We start from the raw sequence: 16,865 nt of genomic DNA, 5'->3' as shown, positions 1-16,865 counted from the left end.
TGTTTGTGTCAAGTGTTCGTTGGCACTTTTTTGTTTTCCGTAATTCCGTAGAAAAATTTTGCGTCTTGTGGGCGTTCCCACTAATTGAGTGCGTAGCGGTATGGGCACTGAAACTACCAGTGGTCTCCGCTCCGCTTCGGTCGTTGCATAACAGAAGTCCACCGGACTTCTTGCAACACATACCGACGTATTTAAAACCAAGTCGTTTCACGACTTTTTGTGGCGCGAAAAGATACTTGACATAGCACATGTAACAATATATAATACAAATATCTAGAAAAGCAATGGTTCAGACTTAGTATCCAGATTCTATGATTATTTTATTAAAGACTCTTGCTTTATTCCGGAAAAAAAGAATAGGGCAGGATTGTATATAAATGTTCCTGCCTTTTGTGGAAACACCACAGGAAAGGAGGAAATGATTCTATGAATCAGACAATATTTGAAAACCTGCCTCGGAAGATGAATCTCATCAGTGATTTATTTTCCAGAGTAGTGTTCCGTGACAAGGAGGCCTGTCAGGACTTGGTACGGATTATTTTAGGGGAAGGCTATGAGGTCACAGAGGTGACGTCGCAGTACGATATCACCAATCTGCAGTATCGCAGTGTAGTGCTGGATATTCTGGCAGAGACGGCGGGAGAAGAGCCGATTCATGTAGAGTTTCAGATATCGGATGACGACGACCATATGCGGCGCGTGAGATACTGCAATGGAAGTATTGACACACACCTTTTGAAAAAAGGGAAATCATACAAGGAACTGCCGGATGTGTATCATATATATATCACAATGAATGATTTTATTGGAGGTGGTCAGACGGTGTATGAAATTTTTCGCACAGTACGTGACCGGGAGGAAACATACAGCACACAGTATCCTGTGGGAAATGGAGTGCATGAGTTGTATATTAATTTGGAAATTCCATTGGGCGATGACAGTGAATTAGACCATTTACTGCGCTACATAAAAGAAACAACAGAAGAAAATGAAGATGTATGTTTTGGACACATTATAAAAAGTGTGAAAGAGTGCCGGGAAGGAGAAGATGAGATTATGAAATACTACAGTTCACATGAATTTTTTGAGGAAGGAAAAAAAGAAGGTTTAGAGGAAGGCAGAAAAGAAGGACGAGAAGAAGGACGAGAGGAGGGAATAGAACAAGGAGAAAAAAGAACACAGAATAGCATTATTAAAAAAATGTTGTCCATGGGACAACCATTAGAATTTATCAGTGAGTGCACCGATAAACCGATAGAATATATCCGTGACATAGCGACTGAGGAACCAATGCTTGTGAGGGAAGAAGGAGCCTATAATGTGGACGAGGGAGGAACAGAGAATGAATGAAACAATATTTGAAAACCTGCCTCGGAAGATGAATCTCATCAGTGATTTATTTTCCAGAGTAGTGTTCCGTGACAAGGAGGCCTGTCAGGACTTGGTACGGATTATTTTAGGGGAAGGCTATGAGGTCACAGAGGTGACGTCGCAGTACGATATCACCAATCTGCAGTATCGCAGTGTAGTGCTGGATATTCTGGCAGAGACGGCGGGAGAAGAGCCGATTCATGTAGAGTTTCAGATATCGGATGACGACGACCATATGCGGCGCGTGAGATACTGCAATGGAAGTATTGACACACACCTTTTGAAAAAAGGGAAATCATACAAGGAACTGCCGGATGTGTATCATATATATATCACAATGAATGATTTTATTGGAGGCGGTCAGACGGTGTATGAAATTTTTCGCACAGTGCGTGACAGGGAAGGAACATACAGCACACAGTATCCTGTGGGAAATGGAGTGCATGAGTTGTATATTAATTTGGAAATTCCATTGGGCGATGACAGTGAATTAGACCATTTACTGCGCTACATAAAAGAAACAACAGAAGAAAATGAAGATGTATGTTTTGGACACATTATAAAAAGTGTGAAAGAGTGCCGGGAAGGAGAAGATGAGATTATGAAATACTACAGTTCACATGAATTTTTTGAGGAAGGAAAAAAAGAAGGTTTAGAGGAAGGAAGGGAAGAAGGAAGAGTAGAAGGAATAGAACAAGGAGAAAAAAGAACACAGAATTGCATTATCAAAAAAATGTTGTCCATGGGACAGCCATTGGAATTTATCAGCGAGTGCACCGACAAACCGGTAGAATATATCCGTGAGATAGCCACTAAGGAACCAATGTTTGTGAGGGAAGAAGGAGCTTATGGTAGGAATAAAGAAAAACTGAGTTTGGAGTGACGGGTTTGTGACAAATGTTCGCTGCCGGTTCCTTTGTATTCCGGTAATTCCGTAGAAAAACTTTGTGACGGGTGGGTTTTGAGTACGTCGGTATGAGTTGCAAGAAGTCCGGTGGACTTCTGTTATGCAACGACCGAAGCGGAGCGGAGACCACTGGTAGTTTCAGTGCCCATACCGCTACGCACTCAACGAGCGAGAGTGCCCACGAGACGCAAAGCTTTTCTACGGAATTACTGAAAACAAAAAAAGTGCCAACGAACACTTGACACAAACTGCCAGCAATCCTTTTTTGCCTAACTTCCCATTTTCTGCTATACTATTACCAGACAACCAAGGGAGGCATAAAAGATGATATTTCGATACCCGGATTACTATGAAAAATTTTCATGCATTGCCGGTGCGTGTGAAGATACATGCTGTGCTGGCTGGGAAATTGATATTGATGACAAAAGTTATGAATATTATAAAACAGTAGGTGGCGCATTTGGAGAAATGCTGCGTCAGAATATTAAGGAATATGAAAATGACGAGGAAGATGCATATGAAAGCCATGGTTTTATCCTCAAAGAGGGCAGGCGGTGTCCATTTTTAAACGAAAATCAATTGTGTGTGATTTATCAGGAATTGGGAGAGCAAGCTCTTTGTGACGTCTGTACGGATACACCACGGGATTTTCTGGAATATGGCGGGGCAAGAGAATTAGCATTAAGTGCCAGCTGTCCGGAGGCAGGACGTCTTATTTATAGAAATAAAGAAAAAATGAAAGTAGTGGAGAAAGAAATCAGTGAGCCATTTCCGTGGGAAGAAACGGAAGATGAAAAAGTTTTAGCAGATGAAATTTTGTTGGCGAGAAATCAGGCGATTGCGATATTACAAAATCGTTCGATTCGTGTAGAAGAAAGGGTTTGTGCTTGTTTAGAATATGCAAAAAAAGTACAGGATTGTTTGAATCAGGATTCGATTGTGGACATTCATAAAATTCCGACAGAACCGTATTTCTGCGATACTACTGATGTAGAAAAAGAAAGTGAATCAGAAGAAAAACAGTATGGCTTGTTTTTAGAGCGGATGCGCTTATTTAGTTCGTTAGAAAGCATCCGTGCGGAATGGGACGAACTTTTGTTGAGTTTTCAGAAGCGGTATATGGATTCGGAAGAAGGACGGAAGCAATACATATCTGACAGGAAAACATATGATGATTTGTTAAATAATGAGAACCGGGAATATGAAAAAGAACAATTAATTGTGTATTATTGTTTTTTGTGTCTGGCACGCTGTGTAGACGATTATGATTTTCTTGGAAAAATGAAACTGGCTGTGACAGGTTTTTTGATGGTGCGCGATATGAATACATTGCGGATGGCAGAGCAAAATGGTGAATTTACGGTGGATGACCAGGTGGTTACGGCGCGTATTTATGCTAAAGAAGTAGAGCACTCGGAATGGAATTTGGAGTATATGGCAGATGAGTTTTTATTTGGGGAGGCGTACACACCAGAAAATCTATGTGTTGCCTTGACAAGACAGTAGATTCCGTGTAAAATACTATATGTTGTATGTATGCCCTAAAGCAGCATGCATGAATAAAATAAGGAGGTGCACCCTAGTGCTTACATTAGAGGTTGCACACGTGATTGTAGCTATTGTAGTCGTTGTTGTTTTGATAGCGGCAGCAGCACTGATTTCCTGGAAGAGCGCGATAAATTATCACATCAAAGTGGGAGAAGCTAAGGTGGGAAGCGCAGAGGAGAAAGCCAGAGAAATCATTGACGATGCATTAAAGACAGCAGAGACGAAGAAACGCGAGGCTCTTTTGGAAGCAAAAGAGGAAAATCTGAAAGCAAAAAATGATCTTGAAAAAGAGACCAAGGAGCGAAGAGCCGAGATTCAGCGTTACGAGAAACGTGTGTTAGGTAAAGAAGAGACCTTAGACAAAAAGCTGGATGCACTCGAGAAAAGGGAATCAAAGTTAAATTCGAGAGAAGCAAACTTTGAAAAGGAGAAGGAAAAAGTTGCCGAACTCCGTCAAAGTCATTTGCGTGAACTTGAGAAGATTTCCGGACTCACCTCCGAACAAGCAAAAGAATACTTATTGAAGACTGTAGAAGAAGATGTAAAACATGAGACAGCAGTTTTGGTAAAAGAATTGGAGCGTCAGGCGAAAGACGAGGCCAATAAAAAGGCAAAAGATTATGTGGTTACGGCAATTCAGAAGTGTGCTGCTGACCATGTATCTGAGACAACGATTTCTGTTGTGCCATTGCCAAGCGATGAAATGAAAGGAAGAATCATTGGTCGCGAGGGACGAAATATTCGTACTCTTGAGAATCTGACTGGTATTGATTTAATTATTGATGATACGCCGGAAGCCGTAATTTTGTCAGGTTTTGATCCGATTCGTCGTGAAGTTGCCAGAATTGCACTTGAAAAATTGATTGTGGACGGAAGAATTCATCCGGCCCGCATCGAAGAAATGGTTGAAAAAGCCAAAAAAGAAGTTGAAACAATGATTCGTGAAGAGGGCGAGGAAGCAGCGCTTGAAGTAGGCGTACATGGAATTCATCCAGAGCTGATTCGTCTGTTAGGTAAGATGAAATTCCGTACCAGTTATGGTCAGAATGCATTGAAGCATTCGATTGAAGTGGCACATTTGTCGGGACTTTTGGCTGGTGAGGTTGGCGTGGATGTTCGTATGGCGAAACGTGCCGGATTATTACATGATATCGGTAAATCAGTCGATCATGATATGGAAGGTTCTCATATTCAGCTCGGCGCTGAGTTGTGTCGTAAATTTAAAGAATCAGCTCTTGTTATTAATGCGGTAGAGGCTCATCATGGTGATGTGGAAGCAGAGAGCATGATTGCCTGCTTAGTTCAGGCGGCAGATGCAATTTCAGCAGCACGTCCCGGTGCACGTCGTGAAACATTAGAAACCTACACGAACCGATTGAAACAATTGGAAGATATTTCCAACAGCTTTAAGGGAGTCGATAAGTCTTTTGCTATTCAGGCAGGTAGAGAAGTTCGAGTGATGGTAATTCCGGATCAGATTAATGATGACGAGATGGTATTGCTTGCCCGCGATTTGTCCAAACAGATTGAGGCAGAATTACAGTATCCGGGTCAGATTAAAGTCAATGTGATTCGTGAATCCAGAGTAGTGGATTATGCTAAATAATTTATTTGTCTAATTAAAACGTAAGGAAAGTGTTGAGAACTAAGTATTTTCGACACTTTCTTTTTTTTAGGGTTTTCACTTTTTATTACTTGTGGTAAAATGCTTGCTATAAGAGAAAATTTGAGGGAAAGCAAGTAAAGGAGGATATTAGGAATGAAAAAACAGGCTTTGAATCCATACTTGCCATCTTGGGAGTATGTACCGGATGGGGAACCATATGTATTTAATGGACGAGTTTATGTGTATGGCTCACATGATTTTTACAATGGTTATGTATTTTGTATGGGGGATTACGTTTGCTGGTCTGCACCAGTGGATGATTTGGGTAACTGGAGATACGAGGGTACTATTTATCGAAAAACAGATGATCCGTTAAATCCGGATGGAAAAATGTGCTTGTATGCACCGGATGTAACAGTAGGACCGGATGGTCGATACTATCTGTATTATGTACTGGATAAAGTTTCAATCGTTTCAGTAGCCGTTTGCGATACGCCGGCTGGAAAATATGAATTTTTAGGATATGTCCATGATAAAAATGGTGTACGTCTTGGTGAGCGGGAAACGGATGAACCGCAGTTTGATCCAGGCGTATTGACAGAAGGAGATAAAACTTATTTATACACTGGAGCTTGTGCCTCGGGTGATAAATCGAGAACTGGGGCTTTTGTGACAGTATTAGGATCCGATATGTTGACGATTGAAGAAGAGCCCGTGCGGGTTGTGCCAGGATGTGAATATAGTGAAGGAACTGGATTTGAAGGCCACGCATTTTTTGAGGCTTCATCTATCCGCAAGAGAGGAAACGCATACTATTTCATTTACTCATCAGAAGTTATGCATGAACTTTGTTATGCTGTAAGCGATAACCCGGTGAGTGGATTTACGTATCAAGGCGTTATTGTCAGCAATTGTGATTTAGGAATTGACTCTTATAAAAAGGCAGACCGTCCTGTGGCCTATGGCGCAAACAATCACGGAAGTATGGTGCAGATAGGCGAGGATTGGTACATTTTTTATCATCGTCACACAAATGGTTCCTGGTATAGCAGACAAGGCTGTGCGGAACTTCTTGAGATTGATGATAAAGGGAATATTAAACAGGCCGAAATTACGTCTTGTGGCTTAAATGGAGGACCATTAAGAGGCGAGGGTGAATATCCGGCATATCTGGCATGTCATTTGTATACAGATAAAGAATCGGTTTACGTTGGGGGTGATGAATTCCCAAAAGTTATGCAGGATGGCAGAGATGGCGATGAAGAAATTGGGTATATTGGTAATATTCAAAATTCAGCTACGGCAGGATTTAAATATTTTGATATACAAGGAGTTAGGAGAATTCGCATTACAACAAGAGGATATGCAGATGGCGATATTGAGGTGCGAAATGAAATTGATGGGGAAGTGCTTGCGAAATTACACATTGTTTATACGAATGTATGGGAAGATTATGAAACGGAAATTTCAATACCGGATGGTGTACAGCCATTGTACTTTACTTTTCGTGGTCAGGGAAATGCAAGTTTGAAGAGCTTTGCACTGCTGAAAGAGGCATAAAATGAGTAAACTATTACTGGTAGAAGATGATAAGACAATTGTAGAAAATCTTTGTGTGTTTTTACAGCAGGAAGGTTTTTTTGTTGAGTCAGTATTTGGACAGAAGCAGGCCATTGAACTTTTAGAAGAAAAGTATTATGACCTTGTACTGTTAGATATCTCACTTGCGGATGGCAATGGCTTTGCGATCTGTTCCTACATTAAGCAGAATACAGATATACCGGTAATATTTCTTACGGCATCCGGCGATGAATACAGTGTTGTGACAGGACTTGATATGGGGGCGGATGATTATATCAGTAAACCATTCCGCCCACGTGAACTGGTATCGAGAATTGGTGTTGTACTGCGACGCAGTGGGAAAGCCTCAGCAGTTTTGGAATCCGGCGGTATTACGATTGATACCGGAAAAGCAGTGGTAAAGCGTGATGGTAATGAAATATTTTTATCCGCTTTAGAGTACCGGATTTTATTGATATTATTCCAAAACAAAGGAATGATTCTTTCCAGAGAGAAGCTGTTAGAGGCAATCTGGGACGTGGCAGGTGACTTTGTGAATGACAATACGCTTACTGTTTATATTAAAAGACTTCGGGAAAAGATTGAGAAAGAACCGGCGAAACCGGAGATTATAAAAACAATACGGGGGATGGGCTATGGGGTATTTTAGAAATCCGGAAATAAAAAAAGAGGGAATTATTTGGCTGTTTGCAGTTTTGCTGACAGCCTTTTTGGGGTGGTATTTGGCATCGGTGAGGGGACTTTATTTGTGCCTTTTTTGTGCAGTTATCTTTGCCGTGATACACTTTAGCTCTTCTGTTATCCGGTATCGCAAAATTGCCGGACTGGCAGATGAAGTCCAGCATTTTCTGCATGTATTTGAATACGTCGATGTAGGGGGAGAAAAGGAAGGCGAACTTGCTATTTTGCGGACAGAAATCCGGAAAATGATGAATAAATTAAATCATCAGGCAAATCTTTTGATGGAAGATAAAAAGTATCTGCTGAATTCTATTGCGGATATTTCCCACCAGATTCGAACGCCGCTCACGGCAATAAATTTAATTGTTTCGCGTTTGTGGGGAGAAAAGAATGAGGCGGACAGGCAGAGATTATTACATGAACTGGAGCAACTCTTAGTTCATATGGACTGGTTGATTGAAGCGTTATTAAAGATGGCGAAATTGGACGCAGGAACGGTGTCTATGAAAAAAAAGACGGTTAATGTGTCGGATTTACTGAAAAAGTCGGTGCAGGATTTCTTGATTCCGATGGAGTTAAGAGAGCAGAATCTGGTTATTGACTGCACGGACATGGTTTCGCTTCGTGGTGATGAATACTGGCTTCGCGAGGCAGTTGGAAATATTGTAAAGAATTGCATGGAACATACGCCGGCCGGTGGGGAGATTTGCATTCGGGCAGCGGAAAATCATTTATATACGGAAATTACAGTTTCGGATAATGGAGCTGGAATTGACAAAGAAGATTTACCGCATATTTTCGAGCGTTTTTATAAAGGAAAAAATTCCGCAGACAGCAGTGTGGGGATTGGTCTTGCGTTGGCGCGCATGATTGTTGTGGCACAGGAGGGGACACTTTCCGCAACGAATAGGATAAATGGCGGAGCGAAATTTGAAATTCGGTTTTATAAGGGAACGGTGTAAGTGACAAAATTGTCACTTAAGAGTCACGGCAGAGTCATTCCATCCTGCTACACTAAGGAAGAATTCGAAATAATGAGGAGGATGAATATGATTCAGGTAGAACATTTATCAAAGGTATATGGAAAAGGTGAAAATGAGGTCGTAGCACTAAATGATGTTTCTTTTTCTGTAAAAAAAGGAGAATTTGTTGCAATCATCGGACCGAGCGGTTCCGGTAAATCGACACTTTTGCATATTCTCGGCGGTGTGGACCGTCCAACGAAAGGAAAAGTTTATTTCGATGGTGTCGATGTGTATCAACAGAAAGAAGACCAGTTAGCAATTTTCAGACGCAGGCAGGTTGGACTTATTTATCAGTTTTACAATTTAATTCCTATTTTGAATGTTTTGGAAAATATGACACTTCCGGTTTTGATGGACGGGCGGGAAGTGAATCAGGAATTTTTGACGGAGTTGGTTGCGACACTGGGACTGGAAGGTAAGGAGAAAAAACTTCCCAATGAATTATCCGGTGGACAGCAGCAGAGAACTTCGATTGGACGGGCATTGATGACGTCGCCGCTTGTTGTACTGGCAGATGAGCCGACGGGAAACCTTGATTCCAAGAATAGTCAGGAAATTATTCAGTTACTAAAAGCGTCAAATAAGAAGTACAATCAGACATTGATTGTGATTACGCATGATGAAAATATCGCATTGCAGGCAGACCGAATTATCGCAATTGAAGATGGCGGGATTACAAGAGATGAGGTGATTCGGGGATGAATGTATTTCATAAATTTGCAATTAAGTCATTAAAATTAAATCGTACAAGAACGATTGTTACGATTATTGGCATTATTTTATCGACTGCTATGCTGACGGCAGTAACAACAACGGTCAGCAGTGTGCAGCAATTTTTACTGGAAGTTACGGAGAAACAAAATGGCTGCTGGCATGGTGTTGTGTCGAATATTTCAATGAAGCAGATAGACGAGATTTCAAAAAAGAAGGAAGTAGAAAAACAGGTATCCATTCAGAATATTGGTTATGCGAAACTTCCGCACAGTAAAAATGAAACCTCTCCGTATTTATACATTGGTGGTTTGAACGGTGACTATGAAACTCTTCTCCCTTTTTATATGAAAGAGGGACGGATGCCAAAGAATGAAAATGAAATTATTCTGCCGGCTTCGTTAGAGACAAATGCAGGTGTTTCTTATCAGGTAGGAGATGTGATTTCTCTGCCAAAAGGACTTCGCATTTTGAAAAATAAAAATCAGCTGTGGGAAGATGATTCTTATCTCAACGAAGATGATGAGACGTTTGTAGAATCGGGAAAAACGGCATATCATGTTGTTGGTATTTATTTGAATCCGCTTTATGACCAGTCGATGGCAGCGGGATATCATGTGTTTACGAAGGCAGCGAACGGTGGACCGGATTATGGTGGAAGTGTTTATGTGAGTTTGAAAGATGGCAGGAAGACCGCGGACTTTTTAAAGCAGATAAAACCACAGAAAATGAAAGGGACGGTAGCAGATCCGTTGAAAGATACCAACCGTATGTATTTAATTTACAGTGGTAATGCAAGTGGTTCTGTGTTTAGAGTGTTGGGTGGACTGATGGGCATTTTAATTGCAATTATTATGTTTGGTTCAATTGCTTTGATTGGAAATTCTTTTTCTATTTCGGTCAACGAGAGAAAGCGTCAGTATGGACTTTTATCCTCCATCGGAGCGACGAGAAAGCAGCTTCGACGCAATGTATTATATGAGGCGTCGGTATTGAGCGCCATTGGAATTCCAATCGGTGTTTTGGCTGGAATTGGTGGCATGTCGGTTACTTTTTACTTTGTCAGTGATCTGATGTCCAATATGTTAAATCAAGGAATTGAGGAATACGGAGAAGCACTCAGGCTTCATATGTCAGCGGCCGGCTGGGCTGTTTTGCTGGCAGCATTGATTGGCTTTTTCACAGTTTTGATTTCTGCGTATCTGCCGGCGAAAAAAGCACTGCGTACTTCAGCAATCGAAGTAATACGCCAGTCACAGGATATTAAAATCCACGCAAACAAAGTAAAAACATGGAAACTTACCAGTAAATTATTTGGTTTAGAGGGAACACTTGCTTCCAAGAATTTTAAGAGAAACCGAAAAAAATACAGAGCAACTGTTTTTTCCTTGTTTGTCAGCGTTGTGTTATTTATTTCTGCCGCTAGTTTTTGTGACTACATATCTAAAGCAATTAATACTACGATATCGACCGTAAGCTGTGATATAAGAGTCAGTGATAATTTGGCGGATGACAGTAAGGCTTTGTATGATAAATTGCGCGTGACTAAGGGCGTGACGAAATCTTCGTATTATTTTAATTTGTCGACAGAATCATCAATATCAGCCGTTGTGCCAGATTCAAGCATTTCTGAAGCATACAGAAATGGTGTTGATGGAGAAGGTGGGCAGTTAAATGAGCCTGTTGATGAAAAGGGAAATGTGGTTAAATCCAAAACACAGCTTGTGGATAATCTAACGGTTGTGTTTATGGAGAATCAGGCATTTGACGAGTGTGTAAAACAAAATAGAGCAAATGGAAAATTTGATGCTCTTGCATATGATACGATGTCGAATCAGACGAGAGATGGTAAAATGTACCAGTATTCTTTGTTTGACAAAATACCGGATGAAGTGGAAGTGTGCTTCCCGAAAAAGCTGCCAAAGCATTATGAAGATGTTTATGAGCGCAGAGTAGGAAAAAATGGCGAACTTGAGTGCCGGATGGAGAAGTATTTGAACGAAGAGGCAGAGCCTAATTCTGAACGTTTTGTGCCTTATAAAGAATTTTACAACACAAGAAAAATTACCATTGGAAAAACTTTGGACAAAGCACCGTTTGGTATGGAGAATAAGCTCGGATATGGACTGGTTCTTTTCATGCCGGAACGTGCAATAGCAAAAATCTGTCCGGCAGGGATTGAAAAACTAATGGTAATGCTTTACAATTCAGATAACCCGACAGAGACGTCTGAGAAAATGTGTCAGGTGCTGGAAAATAATGACCGCTCCACGGGAAATTTGTATAATTACGCAAGAGAAATACAGGATGTCAGAGCGATGATGTTAGTCATCAAAATCTTTTCTTATGGATTTATTATTTTGATTTCGCTGATTTCGATTGCGAATGTTTTTAACACTATTTCGACGAATATTTTGCTGCGGCGTCGTGAATTTGCTGTGCTTCGTTCTGTTGGAATGACCAGGCACGGATTTTATAAAATGATGAATTTGGAATGTATTTTGTATGGCTGCAAAGGATTATTCTTTGGACTGATTGCTTCCGTGGGAGTAACATACCTGATTTATCTTTCACTTAGAAATCAGATGATTCTCGATTTTTACATTCCGTGGTACAGTGTTGTGATTGCCGTGTTTAGTGTGTTCTTTGTTGTGTTTTGCACGATGCTCTACGCTATGAGAAAGATTCAGAAAGATAACGTGGCAGAGACATTGAAGTCGGATGTGTTTTAGGGTTATGGAACTGGTGGTTGGCGGTATGGTAGTTGCAGTTGACCGTAATATTAAAAACATATAAATAGGTCATCCGATTTTAGTGAATGGGTTGACTGGAAATGGAGATATTGCATATTCAGTCAACCTTTTTAAACTAAGTGGATGACTGTAATATTAAAAAGATAGATTCCGGTCAACGAAAAATGATAAAAAGGATGACTTAAAAAGGAAAAAACAGAAATAAAGTCAACTTTTTATGCTGAATGGGTTGACTGGGATAGAAAATAATAAGTTTTAGGTCAACTAGAGAGATAAGTTAAAGTATATGACGCAGGAGGTGAGCGAAAATGGAAATGGCTTTAATTGCAGGACTTGGACCTGTTTTCGTTTTTTGCATGCTTCTGCTGGTAATTTTTCTATGTAAAAGTCAGGGGTATGAGTCTGGCCAAAAGAGAGCAGGACGTCAAGGAGAGAATTATGTCTGTGACTTAATTTGTCAAGTGCTAAAGGAAAAGGATCTGCTTTTTTCAAATGTGCCGATTGAAATTGAAGGAAAAAGGACAGAATTGGACCACATCATTGTGAATAATAGAGGGATATTTATTATTGAAGTAAAGAATTACAGTGGCAGTTTAATGGGGACGGATAATGATTATGAATGGGTGAAAACAAAGATTAGCAGTAGTGGAAATTCCTATACAAAAATCGTAAAAAATCCAATAAAGCAAGTGAACCGGCAGGTATATTTGTTGGCACAGTTTTTAAAATATTATGGTGTTGATGTTTGGGTTGAGGGATATACATTTTTTGTGCAGGGTAATTCGCCGGTGGACTGTAAACAGGTGCTGGAATCAGCACAGGACATTAACCATGTGATACATAATGGCGCAAATCGAAACTTAACGAATGCAAAAGTTCAAGAGATACAAAAGTTATTATCGTAATTTTCCCATGTCTATAAAATAAACACATTTTAATGAAAACAAAACCTATCAAAGATAATAAAACAGTTATATAATGTTAGCAAACAAAGGTTGGAAGGAGTGAAAAAATGCTATTTCAAGTGACAGCAATAATTCTTTTGCTTGTGTTTTATGGGTGTTATTTTGGAAAAATGTTTCTGCAAAAGCGGCAGGGAATCCAGACGGATCAAATTGGGAAAGGCAAAACAGGGACTGCCAAAGTGATTGAAACACTTATGAAAATTACGACAATATTAGTTCCTCTGGTAGAAGTTATATGTATTATAAAAGAAAAGTACTACGGTATTTTGGGAGGAATTTACGATGAATTTAGATAGGAGAGATGAAGTATGAAGTGTTCAAAATGTGGAAAAGAAATGAGAAAGGGATATTTGTTTTGCAGCAAGGATGGAGCATTTAGTTTTGCTAATGAGGTACCGGGAGTATTTCAAAATGCGAAAAAAGCAGATGGTTTTGTGGAGGTGACGAAATTAAAACCGAATCATAGGACAAATGTGGCAGCAAACTGTTGTGAAGAATGTCGAATAATTACCATTGAGTATTAATGGATTATTGGTTTTGAAATTAAAATATTGGAAAATAAGAAAAACAGCGCAGACAGATAATAGATGCGCTGTTTTTGAAAGTGAGAAAATAGTGACATATTACAAAGGAATATGTGGAAGAATATTGTTGACACATTTTTAAAAGAGGAATATAATATGTCTGAATGGAATAGAAAGACAAAATCTAAAACGTTAAGAAAGGAGAATGCTTATGCTATATGACTATATTATAGAGAATTATAAAGAGGCAGAACCCATTTTCTTTTCTGATTTAAAGATAGAAGATATAACGAAATCTGCGTTGAATCAGCAATTAAAAAAATTATGTGATAAAGGGTTAATTATGAAATATGATACGGGGGTGTATTATATTCCTAAGTTAACTTTGTTTCATTCATCGGTTGGACCAAATGCAGATATGGTTGCAAGATATCGTTTTATTTCGAAAGGTGACAATATAGACGGATTTTATGGTGGAAATTCGTTTGCTAATCAGATTGGAATAACAACACAGGTGCCTAGAGTAGTGGAAATTGTAAGTAATAACACAAATTCATCAAACCGGGAAATTTGTATTGGTAATAGAAAATTTTATGTGAGAAAACCGGTTGTGCCGATTACAAAGGAAAATGTTTATGTGTTACAGATGTTGGAGTTACTTAAAAATCTAGATGCATATCTCGATTTTTCATATGAAGAAGCAAAGGAAAAATTTGCTGAATATATTTCTGTCCATGAAATTAAGAGAAGCGATGTGGATTGTTACATTAGAAAGTATCCGATGTCAACATTTAAGTATTATTATGAATTGGAGTTGGATTATGTACTTGCATAAAGAAAATAAGGAGTTATTTCGCGATGCGGTTCTTTTAGCCTCTCAAAAACTTGAAGTAAGCGAAGATATTGTTGAGAAAGACTACTATGTAACTATGATTTTAAAGAAGTTATCTGCAATTGAGTATCCGATTGTATTTAAAGGTGGAACTTCACTTTCAAAAGCATTTCAGATTATTGATCGTTTCTCTGAGGATATAGATATCACGTTTACAGAGCACTTAGGGGAGGCAAGGCGGAAGAAATTGAAATACAATATACTGAAACCTATAGCGGATGATTTAGGGGTGGAAATTCGTAATTTCGAATCTATTGAGAGTGATAAAAATCTTAATCATTATGATTTTTATTATGAATCTGTTATAGGAGACAGAGTGGTTAATGCTATTCCACCTTATGTGAAACTCGAAACATCATTAATGTCGTACGCATTTCCTACAGAGGAAAAGAACTTAAGTAATTATATTTTTGATGCGCTTGGAAAAGAAGATTATAAGAATGATTACAAAGAAACAACACTCAAATTGATTTCTGATTCTTTGTCCTATGAACAAGTTAAAAAACGTTATAAAGAATTGGTTGAAAAGATATTACACAAGGAGAATCAAAATGCTTAATCAATTACATTTGGCCATGCTTGAATTATACAAAGGCGATGCAAAAAGAATCCAGCATTTCTGCAAGGTGCACAGTTATGCCAAGTTAATTGCGGAATGTGAAAAAGTGGACAAACAAACATTATTTATTTTGGAGGCAGCAGCACTTACACACGATATCGGAATTCATTTGTGTGAAGAAAAGTACGGCGACTGCAGCGGGAAGTTGCAGGAAAAAGAGGGACCGGCGATAGCTGCCAGACTGCTCGGAGAATTGGGATTTGAAAAACAAGTTTCAGAGAGAGTGCAGTATTTGATTGCACATCATCACACCTATCATAATATTGACGGTTTGGATTACCAGATTCTTGTGGAAGCCGATTTTCTTGTAAATCTTTTTGAAGACAATTTGTCAAAAGAAGCGGCGTTAAATGCATACCAAAATATTTTTAAGACAGCAACCGGCAAACGGATTTGTAAAGAGATGTTTGCTCTTTGATGAGGATAGGAAGAAAATAGATGCAATATGTTAAACTACAGGTAAACTACAAGTGCATCTGATTTTCTTTGTTTTAATGGCGGAGAGATTATTCTGCATACATTCAAGGACTTGGAAGAGGAAGTAAAGCATTTGATGGAAAACACATGCTAACCTCCTCAAACTTATTTCTCTTTTGATCTGCAAAAAATGGTTCTAAAAATCAGTCTTACAAACGGACCACAGTAGAACATCTGGTAGCAGATTGCCATTGGAAAATTCATTCCCCATGTCTGAATCCATGTTCCAAATGTTTTTGTGTCCTTGAATAAAATGGTTGCAGCAAGACTCATAATCGGGCACATAATGCAGCAGATACAAATTGAAATTGCGTAGGTAATAAACTGTGGTCTGTCATTCGGGCGCATAACAGTAAATGCCAATATCTTTGCAATTTTCCCAACGACGAAAAATTCTAAAACAAATGCGATTGGTACCATAATCGGCAATTCGTGAAGAGCAGCAAGAAAAGTCTCTCCCGATACACCTCCGGTATTTAATGCTACGTTGTAGACCACCATTCCATACACCATAATTGTGGCCATGATAATTGTAAATATAACATCTTGAAATTTGTTTTTTGGCATAAAAAATCCTCCTGTTTGATAACTAAAATTTTATGTGTTGTTCGTTATCATCCCGGGGGATTGTGCGTTTCCAATTCTAACCATATTCAATTGCCTGTAGCAGTATAACATACTTTTTAAATTTATGTAAGCATTTTTTCTCTTAGTTATCAAAGATAGGTAAAAGAAAATAGGAATAATTTGGCTGTGGTAAATGTTCGTTGCCGGTTCCTTTGGATTCCAGTAATTCCGTAGAAACACTTTGTGACTCGTGGGTTTTGAGTACGTCGGTATGCGGCACTGGTAGTTTCAGTGCCCATACCGCTACGCACTCAATAAACGGGAGTGCCCACGAGACGCAAAGTTTTTCTACGGAATTACGGAAAACAAAAAAGTGACAGCGAACACTTGACACAACCCATTTGACAGAACCGCCACATCGTGCTATCATAAAAATCGTGAGTAAAAGAAATCTTCAGGGCGGGGTGCAATTCCCCACCGGCGGTAAAGCCCGCGAGCGACCTTGGTTGCCGATTCGGTGAAATTCCGAAGCCGACAGTATAGTCTGGATGAAAGAAGATAAACGATTTGTGAATGTCAGAAAACCCTGAGTATCTTTTTTGGTACCCAGGGTTTCTTTAATTTAGAAAGGAGGCTGT

General features: G+C 39.3%; 16 protein-coding genes and 1 riboswitch. Of the genes, 15 read left to right on the top strand and 1 reads right to left on the bottom strand.

The genetic code is table 11. The features are described from left to right. The first annotated feature begins 426 nt into the window (after window positions 1-426). From DW019_RS04000 to DW019_RS03930, 15 genes are all read left to right on the top strand, one after another. Window positions 427-1,350 carry an Rpn family recombination-promoting nuclease/putative transposase gene (locus DW019_RS04000; RefSeq protein WP_118442591.1) on the top strand — a complete coding sequence of 308 codons (924 nt, stop codon included), beginning with the start codon at window positions 427-429 and terminating at the stop codon, window positions 1,348-1,350. After that, window positions 1,343-2,254, top strand: coding sequence for an Rpn family recombination-promoting nuclease/putative transposase (locus DW019_RS03995; RefSeq protein WP_182431037.1), 912 nt, complete (start codon window positions 1,343-1,345; stop codon window positions 2,252-2,254). Before DW019_RS04000 ends, DW019_RS03995 begins: the two co-directional genes overlap by 8 nt. Window positions 2,255-2,602: 348 nt before the next feature. After that, on the top strand, window positions 2,603-3,784 hold the full coding sequence (gene fliB / locus DW019_RS03990) for a flagellin lysine-N-methylase (protein WP_118442589.1): 1,182 nt from the start codon (window positions 2,603-2,605) through the stop codon (window positions 3,782-3,784). 133 nt (window positions 3,785-3,917) lie between these two features. After that, window positions 3,918-5,432 carry a ribonuclease Y gene (gene rny / locus DW019_RS03985; RefSeq protein WP_347461621.1) on the top strand — a complete coding sequence of 505 codons (1,515 nt, stop codon included), beginning with the start codon at window positions 3,918-3,920 and terminating at the stop codon, window positions 5,430-5,432. Window positions 5,433-5,585: 153 nt separating this feature from the next. Next, on the top strand, window positions 5,586-6,992 hold the full coding sequence (locus DW019_RS03980; RefSeq protein ID WP_117479176.1) for a family 43 glycosylhydrolase: 1,407 nt from the start codon (window positions 5,586-5,588) through the stop codon (window positions 6,990-6,992). A 1-nt stretch (window position 6,993) separates the two neighbouring features. Next, the gene (locus DW019_RS03975; RefSeq protein WP_118442588.1) at window positions 6,994-7,662 is read left to right on the top strand and encodes a response regulator transcription factor; all 669 of its coding nucleotides are present in this window, start codon (window positions 6,994-6,996) and stop codon (window positions 7,660-7,662) included. Further along, on the top strand, window positions 7,649-8,656 hold the full coding sequence (locus DW019_RS03970) for a HAMP domain-containing sensor histidine kinase (RefSeq protein ID WP_118442587.1): 1,008 nt from the start codon (window positions 7,649-7,651) through the stop codon (window positions 8,654-8,656). Before DW019_RS03975 ends, DW019_RS03970 begins: the two co-directional genes overlap by 14 nt. An 81-nt stretch (window positions 8,657-8,737) precedes the next feature. Beyond that, entirely contained in the window at window positions 8,738-9,421 is a 684-nt protein-coding gene (locus DW019_RS03965) for an ABC transporter ATP-binding protein (RefSeq protein ID WP_117479173.1), read from the top strand. Beyond that, window positions 9,418-12,162, top strand: coding sequence for an ABC transporter permease (locus DW019_RS03960; RefSeq protein ID WP_118442586.1), 2,745 nt, complete (start codon window positions 9,418-9,420; stop codon window positions 12,160-12,162). The genes DW019_RS03965 and DW019_RS03960 overlap by 4 nt, the downstream gene beginning before the upstream one ends. 329 nt (window positions 12,163-12,491) lie before the next feature. Beyond that, window positions 12,492-13,088, top strand: coding sequence for a nuclease-related domain-containing protein (locus DW019_RS03955; RefSeq protein WP_117479171.1), 597 nt, complete (start codon window positions 12,492-12,494; stop codon window positions 13,086-13,088). Window positions 13,089-13,195: 107 nt separating this feature from the next. Further along, on the top strand, window positions 13,196-13,444 hold the full coding sequence (locus DW019_RS03950; RefSeq protein WP_117479170.1) for a hypothetical protein: 249 nt from the start codon (window positions 13,196-13,198) through the stop codon (window positions 13,442-13,444). A 12-nt stretch (window positions 13,445-13,456) separates the two neighbouring features. Further along, window positions 13,457-13,672 (top strand): PF20097 family protein, encoded by a 216-nt coding sequence (locus DW019_RS03945; RefSeq protein WP_022377021.1) that lies wholly within the window; start codon window positions 13,457-13,459, stop codon window positions 13,670-13,672. Between the two features lie 211 nt (window positions 13,673-13,883). Beyond that, on the top strand, window positions 13,884-14,507 hold the full coding sequence (locus DW019_RS03940; RefSeq protein ID WP_117479169.1) for a DUF6088 family protein: 624 nt from the start codon (window positions 13,884-13,886) through the stop codon (window positions 14,505-14,507). After that, entirely contained in the window at window positions 14,494-15,123 is a 630-nt protein-coding gene (locus DW019_RS03935) for a nucleotidyl transferase AbiEii/AbiGii toxin family protein (protein ID WP_118442585.1), read from the top strand. Before DW019_RS03940 ends, DW019_RS03935 begins: the two co-directional genes overlap by 14 nt. After that, complete coding sequence (locus DW019_RS03930; protein WP_118442584.1) at window positions 15,116-15,601, top strand: HD domain-containing protein; 486 nt, start codon at window positions 15,116-15,118, stop codon at window positions 15,599-15,601. Before DW019_RS03935 ends, DW019_RS03930 begins: the two co-directional genes overlap by 8 nt. A gap of 164 nt (window positions 15,602-15,765) precedes the next feature. Here the strand turns inward: DW019_RS03930 and DW019_RS03925 are convergent, their stop codons facing one another. Continuing rightward, complete coding sequence (locus DW019_RS03925) at window positions 15,766-16,227, bottom strand: DUF2798 domain-containing protein (RefSeq protein ID WP_118442583.1); 462 nt, start codon at window positions 16,225-16,227, stop codon at window positions 15,766-15,768. A 446-nt stretch (window positions 16,228-16,673) separates the two neighbouring features. After that, window positions 16,674-16,791, top strand: a riboswitch (FMN riboswitch). Window positions 16,792-16,865: the final 74 nt, after the last annotated feature.

It is taken from the genome of Clostridium sp. AF37-5, assembly GCF_003477605.1.
In the GTDB taxonomy this organism is placed as follows: Bacteria; Bacillota; Clostridia; order Lachnospirales; family Lachnospiraceae; genus Eubacterium_F.
This window is presented reverse-complemented; position numbering and strand designations above follow the sequence as displayed.